We start from the raw sequence: 13,935 nt of genomic DNA, 5'->3' as shown, positions 1-13,935 counted from the left end.
CGGAGTTCAGGTGGGGCAGGCGCCAGAGGCGTTCTGTCTGAGCGATGACCAGTGGCAGACCCTGCAGGCTTTGCTGCCGCTCGCGCCACTGCAGGCCTACGGCGATGGCAATGGCCTGCGCTTCGAGCGGCTGATGTGTTCCGATAGCAACGGCGACTACGATGCCGTGCTGCTTATCCAGCAGACCTGGGCGGGTACTCCACACCTTTCACTCCTGGCCACCACTCGACACTATGTGCTGGCTTTGCAAGCCGACGTTTTCAGCAAGCCGTGGCTCGAACGGTTTGATCGCGTGTTCTTGCCCGCCGGTCAGGCGTTCACAGGCCAGCGCCTGGTTCGGCTCAACCAACCCCTAGAGCTTCCGCTTGCCGAATGCACACCACGGCCTTCTGTTGTGAACAAGGTTCGGGTGTTTGGGCGCGACGCTGTCGAGCTGGCGCACGCCCACTTCGCCTTGTGTGACCAGGAACCTGAGGTGCCGGGGTGGCTGTCCTCTCAATGGCAAGCGTGCTTGCTGGCCGGTGCTGTGCCGGTTCACAGGGCCTGCTCACCGGTGCCTGACTGGGTTCCAGCCGATTGCTATGTCGATGCCAGCGCCTACGTTGACGATGAGGCGCTCTGGGCCAGCCTTGATGGCATGAGCGCGGGGCACTACCAGGCCATGGTGAGCCGCTTGCACGCCTTTTTGATGCTCGGCAGCGCGCGCCCGGATGAGCGCATCTACCCGTACACCGTCGATTTCTGGATCAACGCACTGACCTGCGCCATTGCGTTGGACGCAGCGCAGGTTCGAGGTGACGGGCCTTTGGTCAGTGTGGTCATTCCGGCCTACAACTACGGTTGCTACTTGGGGCAGGCGGTCAGGTCGGTCCTGGACCAGGGCATCGATGACATCGAAGTCCTCGTACTGGACAACGCATCCACCGACGACACTGCCCAGGTGATGGCGGCGTTTTCCGCTGAGCCACGGGTGCGCTACATGCGCAATCGGCGCAACATCGGAGCCGGTAACAGCTCACAAAACGGTTTCTGGGTCGCCAAGGGCACCTATCTCGTCCTGTTCATGGCGGACGATTTCATGAACCCGGGCCACCTGCAACGTCTGTTGCCGATACTCCAAGGCAACCCGGCCCACGCGCTGGGCTACAGCCCTATCAGCTGGGTCAACGAACAAGGCGAGCCCCTTTCCGGCCCACGCCATCCAGGTCATCGGGATGCGGACTATGCTGGCGGACGCCATGAACTGGCTGATCTGCTTGTCTACGACAGCTACATCACCCCGTCCGCGGCCATTATTCGAAGGGATGCGTTCTTCGAGGTATGGCGACGTGATGTTCGCATTCGTGGCGCGGGAGACTGGCTGCTGATGGTCCAGCTCGCCGAACGCTATCCGGACTTCGTGTTCACCACGGTGCCGGGGGTCAGCTACCGCGTGCATGCCGCGCAACATTCACACGAGTTCTATGTGTCATCGGCGCCCTTGGAAGGTCACACCTGCATCGTTGAAGGCGTGTTCGAGCGCGGCAACGAGGGGCTGCTCGAAGGCCATGAGCGGGCAATCGCCGCTCACCTCAAGCGACGGCTAGCGTTGTATCCGCAAGAACAGGCCACCGGGCTCGGCCTGCGTGTCCGAAACCTGTGCGAACGCTTGGAAACCCTGGCCCAGGCATCTGAAAGCAGCCAGTTCTCCATCATCCTCACCACCTACAACCGCCCGCAACTGCTGCGCGATGCCCTGAACAGTATCGCCGAACAGTCCATGCGCGATTTTGACGTCATTCTGGTCAATGACAACGGCGACCCCGTGGAGTCGCTGCTGGCGGACTACGATTTCCCGATCACCTACCTGCGTCAGGGCCGCAATCGCGGCCCGGCCGCAGCGCGCAATGCGGCCCTGCGGCTGGCGCGCGGCCACCATGTGGTCTTCCTGGATGACGACGATCTCTACCTGCCTGACCACCTGGCGCAGCTGGCCAAAGGGTTGGAAGCCAATCCAGGCTGTGTGGTGTACACCGACGCGGTGTTCATTCAGGAACAGATAACGGCGGGTCAGCGCCAGGAGCTCGCTCGCGAGCAGCGCTATCCTCACGAGCAGTACTCCAGGGAACAGTTGTTGATCAACAACTACATTCCCATCAACACCTTCGCCTGCCCCAGAGACCTTGCGCTGGCAGTAGGTGAGTTCGACGAAACCCTGGCAGGCCTGGAAGACTGGGATTTTCTTCTGCGCCTGTGCGCACGCAGCCTCTTCCACCATGTGCCCCATGAGACCGTGCAGGTGCGCATGCGGGTGGACAGCCAGGCCCCTGCGCGTCGCTCCGAGCAGGCGTTCAAGGATTACCCTTCGCTGTACCGCGAGTTGTATGCCCGTCACAGCGACGGTGGTAGCGAGCAGGTCAAGCGCGGACGGCAGGAAATGCTCGATTTCCTGAGCGGCAAGCCATCGTCATCGCCATCGACTTTGCAGACCTGGCTGGCCGAGCGCGTGCCGGGGCCCTTGCAGCGCCGACTCATCGAGCAGCGCCTTGATGAGCACGGGGGCGGCCCGATGATCGGGGTCGTGGTGGTAGATGCCGAGGGTCAGGCGGAGGCGGTGAATACCACCCTAAAGAGTCTGAGCAGTCAGCATTGCCTGTATGCCAAGGTCAAAGTCATTGTGTTGACGGCGGCCGACCTGTCCACGATGCCTGTGCACAGCAATGTTCAACTGGCGCGCTTGAACGATGACAGCCTGGGCGTGCAGCTCAACCCGCTGGTCGAAGCCGGTGAGTTCGACTGGTTCATGAGGGTGGATGCTGGCAGCGAATTTACCCCAAGCGGCTTGCTGATCGCGGCGCTGGACCTGCTGGCGGCACCTCAATGCAGGGCCGTTTATGCAGACGAAGGGCTGCGCGGCGACGGCGCCGAAATGGGCGCGGCGCTGCGTCCTGATCTCAACCTCGACCTTCTGCTGAGCCTGCCGGCCAGCATGGCGCGGCATTGGCTGTTCAATCGTCAGGTGTGGCTGGACATGGGCGGCTTCGAGCAGCAGGCCGGCCAGGCGTTCGAGCTGGCGTACATCCTGCGCCTGATCGAGGGGCAGGGCTTCGCAGGCCTTGGGCATATCAGCGAACCCTTGTTGATCGGCGAGGCGCCGTCGCTGTACGACTGCCCGGATCAACGCGGCGTCATCGTACGTCACTTGCAGGCCCGGGGGTTCGCCCAGGCCAGGGTCGAGTCGCCCCTGCCAGGGCGCTACGCGTTAGAGTATGGCGCCCCTGATGACATCCCGGTGAGCATCATGATTGTGGTGCAGGGCACCGGTACCGAGCGGGCCCAGCGGTGCGTGGAGACCATTCTGGAGAAGACCACGCACCGCAACTACGAAGTGCTGTTGCTCGCGCCGGTCAAGGCAGGCGCCGTCGTAGACGGCTGGTTGAACGCCGTGGCGCAGTTGGGTAGCGATGCCATCCGCTGCCTGCGCTTTGAAACAGGCCTGACGCCGGCGCGCATGCGTAACCAGGCGGCCAGCCAGGCGCGTGGGGACTTCCTGCTGTGGCTCGACCAAGGTGCGGCGGTGCTGGACGGCGATTGGCTGCAGCAGCTGCTCAACCACGGCATGCGTCAGGAAGTCGGCGTGGTCGGTGCCAAACTGGTGGCCGGTGACGCCACCGTCCACCATGCCGGCTATGTGCTTGGGCTGAACGGGCCGGTAGGCGAGGCATTTGCCGGCATGCCGCTGGACGCCCCGGGTTACCTGCAACGTCTGCAGGTGGATCAGAACTATTCGGCGGTGAGCGGCAAGTGCCTGCTGGTGAACAAGGGGCTGTTCCTGGAGGTGGGCGGTTTCGACGAAGCCCCCGCGTTGCAACGGTGGCTGGACGTCGACCTGTGCCTGCGCTTGCGCAGTGCCGGCTACCTGAACGTGTGGACACCTCGCGCGCAACTGCTGCTGAGCGAGGACGTCGCGTCTGCTCCGAGTGTCGAGCAAGAGGATGCCCTGTACGCCCGCTGGCTGCCTGCGTTGGCAACCGACCCGTACCACAACCCGAACTTCTCCCTGTCCTCGACCAATGGCTTCGCCCTGGCACCCAATGAGCTCAGTTGGCGCCCGCTGGCATCCTGGAAGCCGCTCCCGATGATCCTGGCTCATGCGGCGGACAGGTTCGGGTGTGGTCACTACCGGGTGATCCAACCGCTCGAGGCGTTGACCCGTGATGGCCTGGCTGAAGGCGTGTTGTCCTGGAACCACCTGGCGCCTGCCGAACTGGAGCGGTGCCGGCCGGACAGCATCGTACTGCAACGCCAGGTCGGGGACGAGCAGATCGAACACATGCGTCGTATGCATGCGTTTTCACAAGCGTTCAAGGTGTTCGAGCTGGACGACTACCTGCCCAACCTCCCGCTCAAGAGTGTCCACAGGGCGCACATGCCCAAAGACATTCTGCGTTCCTTGCGCCGAGGCCTGGCCTATGTAGATCGCTTCGTGGTGTCCACCCAGCCGCTGGCCGAGGCCTTCGCGGGGCTGCACAGTGATATCCGGGTAGTGCCCAATACGCTGGAGCCGCAAATCTGGAGCGGCTTGGTTGCCCTGCGTCGGCAGTCGCGCAAACCGCGCGTAGGCTGGGCCGGGGGCGCCGGCCATACCGGCGATCTGGAGGTGATCGCCGATGTCGTCAAGGAGCTGGCCAATGAGGTGGAGTGGGTATTCTTCGGCCTGTGCCCGGCCAAGTTGCGCCCCTACATCCATGAGTATTACGAGAACGTTCCGATCGATCGGTACCCGGCAACGCTGGCGAGGATGAACCTGGACCTGGCGTTGGCACCCGTCGAGCAGAACCTGTTCAACGCGTGCAAAAGCAACTTGCGCCTGCTGGAATATGGCGCTTGTGGCTTCCCTGTCATCGCCAGCGATGTCCGCTGCTACCAGGGTTTCGACGATCTACCTGTCACCTTGGTGAAGAACCGCTTCCGGGCCTGGGTGGATGCCATCCGCATGCACATCGCCGACCTGGATGCCACGGCCAAGGCGGGCGATGACCTGCGCAATGCTGTCCTCAGTGGCTGGATGCTCGAAGGTGATCGTCTGGCTGATTGGAGAAAGGCCTGGTTGCCGGATTGAATCCTGGGGACATCTGAGCAGGTCGACAGCGCCCATGCCTTGCCGCAACGACTGCCTGTACGGCAAGGGGTGGGCGCTACGGTGGCGTGCAGTCAACGTGGTGTCTTAACCCCATGACCGGCACGGGTATTGCTACGCACTGGCCACCACACCGTTTTTATGACGGTCAGCCACGCGAGAGAGCACGATGCCCCAGGCCGCCCATGTATCCCGAGCCCTTTCCCCCCAGGCGCAGTCACTGGTCGAGCAGGAAAGCCGCCAGGGTGTCGAGCAGGCGTTCGCTTTGTTCGACCAGGTCTCCAGCCAGCTCAGCCAGTCCTACAGCCTGCTCGAAGCCCGGGTCAGTGAGCTCAAGGGCGAGCTGGCGGTGGTCAGCGCCCAGCGCATCGAGGAGTTGAACGAGAAAGAACGCCTGGCCAACCGCTTGCAGCATTTGCTGGACCTGCTGCCGGGCGGGGTGATCGTCATCGACGGGCAGGGTAGCGTTCGCGAAGCCAATCCGGCCGCCTGCGAGTTGTTGGGCAAGCCATTGATCGGCCAGCTGTGGCGTGAAGTCATTGCCCGCAGTTTTGCCCCGCGCCTGGACGACGGCCATGAAGTGTCCCTGCGCGACGGCCGTCGCCTGTCCATTGCCACGCGCTCGCTGGATGCCGAGCCGGGGCAGCTGGTGCTGCTCAACGACCTGACGGAAACCCGTCGCCTGCAAGACCAGTTGGCACGCCACGAGCGATTGTCCTCGCTCGGGCGCATGGTCGCCTCGCTGGCGCATCAGATTCGCACGCCGCTCTCTGCTGCCATGCTCTACGCCAGCCACCTGGCCGACCCTGAACAGGCGTTGACCACTCAGACCCGGCAGCGCTTCGCTGGCAGTCTCAAGGAGCGTCTGCATGAGCTGGAACAACAGGTCCGCGACATGCTGGTGTTCGCCCGTGGCGAGTTGCCACTCACGGATCGAATTTCTCCGAAAGCCTTGTTCCAGGCGTTGCAGCAGGCTGCGCAGACGCATGTTCACGGGCACGCGGTGCGCTGGCAGTGTGACAGCCGCCTGGGTGAGCTGCTGTGCAACCGCGACACGCTGGTGGGTGCACTGCTGAACGTGATCGAAAACGCCACCCAGGCCAGCCAGGGCGCTGCGCGGCTCAAGGTGCACCTATGGCGTCGCCAGCAGACCCTGCACCTGTGCATCAGTGACGCTGGCACTGGCATTGCACCTGATCTGCTCGCCCGTCTTGGCGAGCCCTTCCTGACCACCAAGTCGACCGGTACGGGGCTCGGGCTGGCGGTGGTCAAGGCGGTGGCCAAGGCCCACCACGGCAGCGTGCAGGTGCGTTCGAAGGTGGGGCGCGGCACCTGCGTGCGGGTGGAGTTGCCCTTGATCGATGGGTCGTTGGCGGAGAGCCGGTGATGACGGTGAATGTGTTGCTGGTCGAGGATGACCGTGTGCTGCGCGAGGCACTGGCCGATACCCTCGACCTGGGTGGTTTCGCCTACAAAGCAGTGGACAGCGCAGAGCAGGCCCTGAAAGTGGTGCACGAAGAACCCTTCAACCTGGTCATCAGCGACGTGAACATGCCGGGCATGGACGGCCACCAGTTGCTGGCCCAGCTGCGCCGCCAGCAGCCGCAATTGCCGGTATTGCTGATGACCGCTCACGCGGCCGTGGAACGGGCGGTGGAAGCCATTCGCCAAGGTGCGGTGGATTACCTGGTCAAACCCTTTGAACCCAAGGCACTGCTCAACCTTGTGCAGCGGCATGCCGCCGGGCGTATGACGGACGAGGAGGGCCCTGTTGCACGCGAGCCCTCCAGCCGGCAGTTGCTGGAGCTGGCCGCACGCGTGGCGCGCAGTGGCTCGACCGTGTTGATTTCCGGTGAGTCGGGCACGGGCAAGGAAGTGCTGGCGCGCTACATCCACCAGCAGTCCCCCCGTGCCAGCCAGCCGTTCGTTGCGATCAACTGTGCCGCCATTCCGGACAACATGCTTGAGGCCACGCTGTTCGGCCATGAGAAGGGTGCCTTTACCGGGGCGATCGCTGCCCAGCCCGGGAAGTTCGAGCAGGCCAACGGGGGTACCTTGCTGCTGGACGAGATCTCGGAAATGCCCCTGGCCTTGCAGGCCAAGTTGCTGCGGGTGCTGCAGGAACGTGAGGTCGAGCGGGTAGGGGGGCGCAAGCCCATCGCGCTGGATATCCGCGTGGTGGCCACCACCAATCGGGACCTGGCGGGCGAGGTGGCTGCCGGTCGTTTTCGCGAGGACCTGTTCTACCGGTTGTCCGTGTTCCCGCTGGCCTGGCGCCCCCTGCGCGAGCGGCCCGGCGACATCGTTCAACTGGCCGAGCGCTTGCTGGCTCGTCACATTGCAAAAATGCAGCATGCCCCCGTGCGCCTGTCCGCCGACGCGCAGGCCTGCCTGCAAGCCTGGAGCTGGCCTGGCAACGTGCGTGAGCTGGATAATGCATTGCAGCGCGCCTTGATCCTGCAGCAAGGCGGGGTGATCGAGGCGGCGGATTTTTGTCTTGATGGCGCCATTCCCTTGTCAGGTGGCGCTGTGCCACTATCTGGGCAAGGTGGACTTGCAGCCGAGCAGGGCGACGACAAGCGGCGTCACGAGTACCAGCAGATCATCGATACCCTGCGGGCCGAGCGAGGTCGGCGCAAGGAAGCGGCCGAGCGCCTGGGGATCAGCCCGCGCACGCTGCGCTATAAGCTTGCGCAGATGCGCGACGCCGGTTTCGACGTCGAGGCCAGTCTGTTTGGCGAGTAAGACAGTCGCGTTTTACCCTGCAGACGTCATCTCTAGCGCGGGTAATCCAGCGCTCTTTTAGGCATCGCCCGCCAAGCGTGCGTGATCTTCACGGTGCTTCGTAGCCTGATACGCCCGTTTTTTCCTAGACGTATTCACCCTTTCATAAGGCTGGCACCTTTGTTGCTTTACGAAGGCTATCCGCCGCATGACTGTCAAAAATATGCGGCCGCCGGAGAGAGAAGCTCATGACCCAAGGTGTTGAATTCAATCGTCTGATGCTGGACATGCGGGCCATGCAGGCCGATGCCATGTCGCTGCCGAAAGTATCAGCCGCCCCTGAGCTGGCCCCAGGGCAAAGTACCTTTGCCGACATGCTGGGCCAGGCCATCGGCAAGGTGAATGACACCCAGCAGGCCTCTTCGCAGTTGGCGAACGCGTTCGAAATCGGCAAGACCGGGGTCGACCTCACCGACGTGATGATTGCCTCGCAGAAAGCCAGCGTTTCGATGCAGGCCTTGACCCAGGTACGCAACAAGCTCGTCCAGGCGTACCAGGACATCATGCAAATGCCGGTTTGAGGGCAGACGTAGACCATGGCTGAAGCAGTCGTCGACAACGCGCCCGCCAAGGGCGGCGCGCCAGCGCCCAAGGCACCCCTGGTGCGCCTGGCGTTCCTGGAAAACATTGCGCAGATGCCCATGCTGCGTCAGATCGGCCTGATGGTCGGCCTGGCTGCCAGCGTGGCGATCGGCTTTGCCGTGGTGCTGTGGTCGCAGCAGCCGGACTACCGTCCGCTGTACCCCAGCCTGTCGGGCATGGACACCAAGCAGGTCATGGACACCCTCGCGGCGGCCGACATTGCCTACAACGTGGAACCCAATTCCGGGGCCCTGCTGGTCAAGGCCGACGACATCTCCCGTGCGCGCCTGAAGCTGGCAGCTGCGGGCGTGGCGCCTACCGACGGCAACGTCGGCTTCGAGCTGCTCGACAAGGAGCAGGGCCTTGGCACCAGCCAGTTCATGGAGGCCACGCGTTACCGCCGCAGCCTGGAAGGCGAATTGGCGCGCACCGTGTCGAGCCTGAACAACGTCAAGGGTGCCCGCGTGCACCTGGCCATTCCCAAGAGCTCGGTGTTCGTGCGCGATGAGCGTCGGCCCAGTGCATCGGTACTGGTCGAGCTCTATCCAGGTCGTGCACTTGAGCCCGGCCAGGTAATGGCCATCGTCAACCTGGTGGCCACCAGCGTGCCTGAGCTGGACAAGTCCCAGGTCACCGTGGTCGACCAGAAAGGCAACCTGCTGTCCGAACAGATCCAGGATTCTGCCCTGACCCAGGCCGGTAAGCAGTTCGACTACAGCCGCCGAATGGAAGGCATGCTGACCCAGCGTGTGCACAACATCCTGCAACCGGTGCTGGGCAACGACCGCTACAAGGCCGAAGTGTCTGCCGACCTGGACTTCAGTGCGGTCGAGTCCACCTCCGAGCAGTTCAATCCGGACCAACCGGCGCTGCGCAGTGAGCAGTCGGTCGACGAGCAGCGCGCTAGCAGCCAGGGCCCACAAGGTGTGCCGGGCGCGTTGAGCAACCAGCCACCGGGTGCCGCTTCGGCGCCACAGACCACTGGCGGTACCGCAGGTGCAGCGGGCGCCATCCAGCCTGGCCAGCCGTTGGTCGATGCCAATGGCCAGCAGATCATGGACCCGGCCACCGGCCAGCCGATGCTCGCGCCTTATCCGTCCGACAAGCGCCAACAGAGCACCAAGAACTTCGAGCTCGACCGCTCCATCAGCCATACCCGCCAGCAACAGGGGCGCATGACGCGCCTGTCCGTGGCGGTTGTGGTGGACGATCAGGTCAAGGTGGACGCCGCCACCGGGGAGACCACCCATGTGCCGTGGGCTGCCGAGGACCTGACGCGCTTCACCCGGCTGGTCCAGGATGCCGTTGGCTTCGACGCCAGCCGGGGCGACAGCGTGACCGTGATCAACGTGCCGTTCGCGCCAGACCGTGGCGAAGAGATTGCCGATATCGCGTTCTACCAGCAGCCCTGGTTCTGGGATATCGTCAAGCAAGTGCTGGGCGTGCTGTTCATCCTGGTGCTGGTGTTCGGCGTATTGCGGCCTGTGCTCAACAACCTGACAGGGGGTGGCAAGCAGCCTGCCCTTGAAAATGACATGGAGCTGGGCGGCATGATCGGTCTGGATGGCGAACTGGCCAACGACCGCGTCAGCCTGGGTGGCCCGACAAGCATTCTGCTGCCTAGCCCCACCGAGGGTTACGAGGCACAGCTCAACGCAATCAAAGGCCTTGTGGCCGAAGACCCGGGCCGCGTAGCCCAGGTCGTCAAAGACTGGATCAACGCCGATGAGTGATACCCGAGCCGTTACCGCCAAGCTGAGCCGCGTCGACAAGGCAGCCATCCTGCTGCTCTCGCTGGGTGAAACCGATGCCGCGCAGGTACTGCGCCACATGGGGCCCAAGGAAGTGCAGCGCGTGGGCGTGGCCATGGCGCAGATGGGCAACGTGCACCGTGACCAGGTCGAACAGGTGATGAGCGAGTTCGTCGAAGTGGTCGGCGATCAGACCAGCCTGGGCGTGGGCTCCGATGCGTACATTCGCAAGATGCTCAACCAGGCACTGGGCGAGGACAAGGCCAACGGCCTGGTCGACCGCATCCTGCTCGGTGGCAACACCAGCGGCCTGGACAGCCTCAAGTGGATGGAACCACGCGCCGTGGCCGACGTGATCCGCTACGAGCACCCGCAGATCCAGGCCATTGTCGTGGCTTACCTGGACCCTGACCAGGCCGGTGAGGTGCTGAGCAACTTTGACCACAAGGTCCGGCTGGACATCGTATTGCGCGTCTCGTCGCTCAATACCGTGCAACCTGCTGCCCTGAAGGAGCTGAACCAGATTCTGGAGAAACAGTTCTCCGGCAATTCCAACGCCGCCCGCACCACCCTGGGTGGCATCAAGCGTGCCGCCGACATCATGAACTTCCTCGACAGCTCCGTGGAAGGCGCCCTGATGGATTCGATCCGCGAAATCGACAGCGACCTGTCCGAGCAGATCGAAGACCTGATGTTCGTCTTCAACAACCTGGCCGATGTGGATGACCGCGGTATCCAGGCGCTGCTGCGCGAGGTGTCTTCCGACGTGCTGGTGGTGTCGCTCAAGGGCGCGGACGAGCGGGTCAAGGACAAGGTGTTCAAGAACATGTCCAAGCGTGCTTCGGAACTGCTGCGTGATGACCTCGAGGCCAAGGGTCCGGTCCGTGTCAGCGATGTTGAAACGGCCCAGAAGGAAATCCTCACCATCGCCCGTCGCATGGCCGAAGCCGGCGAAATCGTGCTCGGTGGCAAAGGTGCCGAGGAAATGATCTAAGCGGCGAGCCGCCATGGGTCAGCGCAAGGCGATTGCGTCACGCACGCAATCTGCCTTAGCGTGCAGTCTTCGGCAGGCGGTATGACGCCTGGCACCCTGATAGACAGGTTTTTGAATGTCGACCAAAGAACATCACCCCAGTGACCTGATCCGGGCCCGCGACCTCGAGGGCGTGGACGTCTGGACGTTGCCCAGCTTCGACCCCCAGCCCGCGCACGAGCCTGAGCCCGAACCGGTCGAGGTGGAGGAAGAAGTCGAGGAAGTGCCGCTGGAGGACGTTCAGCCGCTGACCCTCGAAGAGCTCGAAGCTATTCGCCAGGAAGCCTACAACGAAGGCTTCGCAACCGGTGAGCGCGATGGGTTTCACAGCACCCAGCTCAAGGTGCGCCAAGAGGCCGACGAGTCCCTGAAGGCGAAGCTGGCCAGCCTGGAAAAGCTGATGACCCATTTGATGGAGCCCATCGCCGAGCAGGACACCCAGATCGAAAGGACCCTGGTGCACCTCGTGTCGCACATGGCGCGCCAGGTGATCGGCCGTGAACTCACGAGCGATTCCAGCCAGATTACCCAGGTGCTGCGCGAAGCCCTCAAGCGCCTGCCCATGGGTGCCGACAATATCCGTATTCACCTGAACCCGCAGGATTTCGAACTGGCCAAGGCCTTGCGCGAGCGCCACGAAGAGCAGTGGCGCCTGCTCGAAGACAGCACCCTGCTTCCCGGTGGCTGCCGTATCGAGACTGCCCACAGCCGTATCGATGCGACCATGGAAACCCGCATCGAGAAGACCGTCGCGCAGTTGTTCGATCAGATGCATGACCATGCGCTGCACCCGGCAGCGCCTGATGTGAGCGTTGACCTGGACGCGCCGGTGGAGGACGCCGATGCGCCTTGACCGTACCAGCTTCGCCAAGCGCCTGGGCAGTTATGCCGAGGCCATCGAGGTGCCGGCGCAACCGGTGGTCGAGGGGCGACTGCTGCGCATGGTAGGCCTGACCCTGGAAGCCGAAGGGCTCAGGGCAGCCGTGGGTAGCCGCTGCCTGGTGGTCAACGACGACAGCTACCACCCGGTGCAGGTCGAAGCGGAAGTCATGGGGTTCTCTGGGTCGAAGGTGTTCCTCATGCCGGTTGGCAGCATTGTCGGCATCGCCCCGGGTGCCCGCGTGGTGCCGCTCGACGACGGTGGCCGGCTGCCCATGGGCATGAGCATGCTGGGCCGGGTACTGGACGGCGCGGGCCGCGCGCTGGACGGTAAAGGCGGCATGAAGGCCGAGGACTGGGTGCCGATGGACGGGCCGGTGATCAACCCGCTCAACCGCGACCCCATCAGCAAGCCGCTGGACGTGGGCATCCGCAGTATCAACGGCCTGCTCACCGTCGGGCGCGGCCAGCGCCTGGGCTTGTTCGCCGGTACCGGTGTGGGCAAGTCGGTCTTGCTGGGCATGATGACCCGCTTCACCGAAGCAGAAATCATCGTGGTCGGCCTGATCGGCGAGCGGGGCCGCGAAGTGAAGGAATTCATCGAACACATTCTTGGCGAGGAGGGGCTCAAACGCTCCGTGGTGGTGGCTTCGCCCGCTGACGATGCGCCCCTGATGCGCTTGCGGGCGGCCATGTACTGCACCCGTATCGCCGAGTATTTTCGCGACAAGGGCAAGAACGTGCTGCTGTTGATGGATTCGCTGACCCGCTTTGCCCAGGCGCAGCGGGAAATCGCACTGGCCATCGGGGAGCCGCCCGCCACGCGTGGCTATCCGCCTTCGGTGTTCGCCAAACTGCCCAAGCTGGTCGAGCGAGCGGGCAATGGTGAGCCGGGTGGCGGCTCGATCACGGCGTTCTACACGGTGCTGTCCGAGGGCGACGATCAGCAAGATCCGATCGCAGATTCGGCCCGGGGGGTGCTGGACGGCCACTTCGTACTGTCGCGACGGCTGGCCGAGGAGGGTCACTACCCGGCAATCGACATCGAAGCGTCCATCAGCCGGGTGATGCCCCAGGTGGTCGATGCCGACCACCTTCGCCAGGCGCAGAAATTCAAGCAGCTCTGGTCTCGGTTGTCGCAGAGCCGCGACCTGATCAGCGTGGGTGCCTACGTGGCGGGCGGGGACCCCGAGACTGACCTTGCCATCGCGCTGCAGGCCAGGCTGGTGGAATTTCTGCGTCAAGGGCTGCGTGAGAACGTGGGCATGGCGCAAAGCCGCGATCAACTGGGGGCGATCTTCACGCCCCCGGCGGGCTGATAGGCCATGGCATTGCCCGGACGTGCGGCGCGCCTGGCCCCCGTGGTGGACATGGCCGAGGAAGCCGAGCGCAAGGCGGCCCAGCGCCTTGGCCATTTCCAGCAGCAGGTGGCCACGGCCCAGGCCAAGCTAACGGAGCTGGAGCGCTTTGGCGAGGATTATCAACAGCAGTGGCTCAACCGGGGCGGCCAGGGTGTAGACGGTAACTGGCTGGTCAACTACCAGCGCTTTCTCGGCCAGCTGGAAACGGCCATGACCCAACAGCGCCAGAGCCTCACCTGGCACCAGAACAACCTCGCCAATGCCCGCGGCACCTGGCAGCAGGCGTATGCGCGGGTAGAGGGCTTGCGCAAGCTGGTGCAACGCTATATGGACGAGGCGCGGCGCGCCGAGGACAAGCGCGAGCAGCGCTTGCTCGACGAGTTGTCTCAGCGGCTGCCGCGGCAGGGGCCGCTGTAGCTGGGGGAG

At 63.8% G+C, this 13,935-nt stretch carries 9 protein-coding genes; all 9 read left to right on the top strand.

All coding sequences use genetic code 11. The features are described from left to right. Window positions 1-10 precede the first annotated feature (10 nt). Window positions 11-5,101 carry a glycosyltransferase gene (locus tag B2S33_RS04765; RefSeq protein ID WP_414707694.1) on the top strand — a complete coding sequence of 1,697 codons (5,091 nt, stop codon included), beginning with the start codon at window positions 11-13 and terminating at the stop codon, window positions 5,099-5,101. Between the two features lie 187 nt (window positions 5,102-5,288). Further along, window positions 5,289-6,506, top strand: coding sequence for a sensor histidine kinase (locus B2S33_RS04760; RefSeq protein ID WP_028687993.1), 1,218 nt, complete (start codon window positions 5,289-5,291; stop codon window positions 6,504-6,506). Next, window positions 6,506-7,864, top strand: a complete 1,359-nt coding sequence (locus B2S33_RS04755) for a sigma-54-dependent transcriptional regulator (protein WP_288649968.1) — start codon at window positions 6,506-6,508, stop codon at window positions 7,862-7,864. The genes B2S33_RS04760 and B2S33_RS04755 overlap by 1 nt, the downstream gene beginning before the upstream one ends. Before the next feature lie 227 nt (window positions 7,865-8,091). Next, window positions 8,092-8,424, top strand: coding sequence for a flagellar hook-basal body complex protein FliE (gene fliE, locus B2S33_RS04750; RefSeq protein ID WP_023533916.1), 333 nt, complete (start codon window positions 8,092-8,094; stop codon window positions 8,422-8,424). Between the two features lie 15 nt (window positions 8,425-8,439). Then, window positions 8,440-10,218 (top strand): flagellar basal-body MS-ring/collar protein FliF, encoded by a 1,779-nt coding sequence (gene fliF / locus B2S33_RS04745; protein WP_023533998.1) that lies wholly within the window; start codon window positions 8,440-8,442, stop codon window positions 10,216-10,218. After that, window positions 10,211-11,230, top strand: a complete 1,020-nt coding sequence (gene fliG / locus B2S33_RS04740; RefSeq protein ID WP_288649966.1) for a flagellar motor switch protein FliG — start codon at window positions 10,211-10,213, stop codon at window positions 11,228-11,230. Before fliF ends, fliG begins: the two co-directional genes overlap by 8 nt. 115 nt (window positions 11,231-11,345) lie before the next feature. Beyond that, window positions 11,346-12,122, top strand: a complete 777-nt coding sequence (gene fliH / locus B2S33_RS04735) for a flagellar assembly protein FliH (RefSeq protein WP_288649965.1) — start codon at window positions 11,346-11,348, stop codon at window positions 12,120-12,122. After that, window positions 12,112-13,467: a flagellar protein export ATPase FliI gene (gene fliI, locus B2S33_RS04730; RefSeq protein ID WP_023533988.1), complete on the top strand. Its 1,356-nt coding sequence runs from the start codon at window positions 12,112-12,114 to the stop codon at window positions 13,465-13,467. The genes fliH and fliI overlap by 11 nt, the downstream gene beginning before the upstream one ends. Window positions 13,468-13,473: 6 nt before the next feature. After that, window positions 13,474-13,926, top strand: coding sequence for a flagellar export protein FliJ (fliJ, locus tag B2S33_RS04725; RefSeq protein WP_027915950.1), 453 nt, complete (start codon window positions 13,474-13,476; stop codon window positions 13,924-13,926). Window positions 13,927-13,935 lie beyond the last annotated feature (9 nt).

Origin of the sequence: Pseudomonas sp. UBA5568 (assembly GCF_002425525.1) — a bacterium.
Taxonomy (GTDB): Bacteria; Pseudomonadota; Gammaproteobacteria; order Pseudomonadales; family Pseudomonadaceae; genus Aquipseudomonas; species Aquipseudomonas fulva.
Note: the sequence above shows the minus strand (reverse complement) of the source record. Positions and strands in the feature narration are given on the sequence as shown.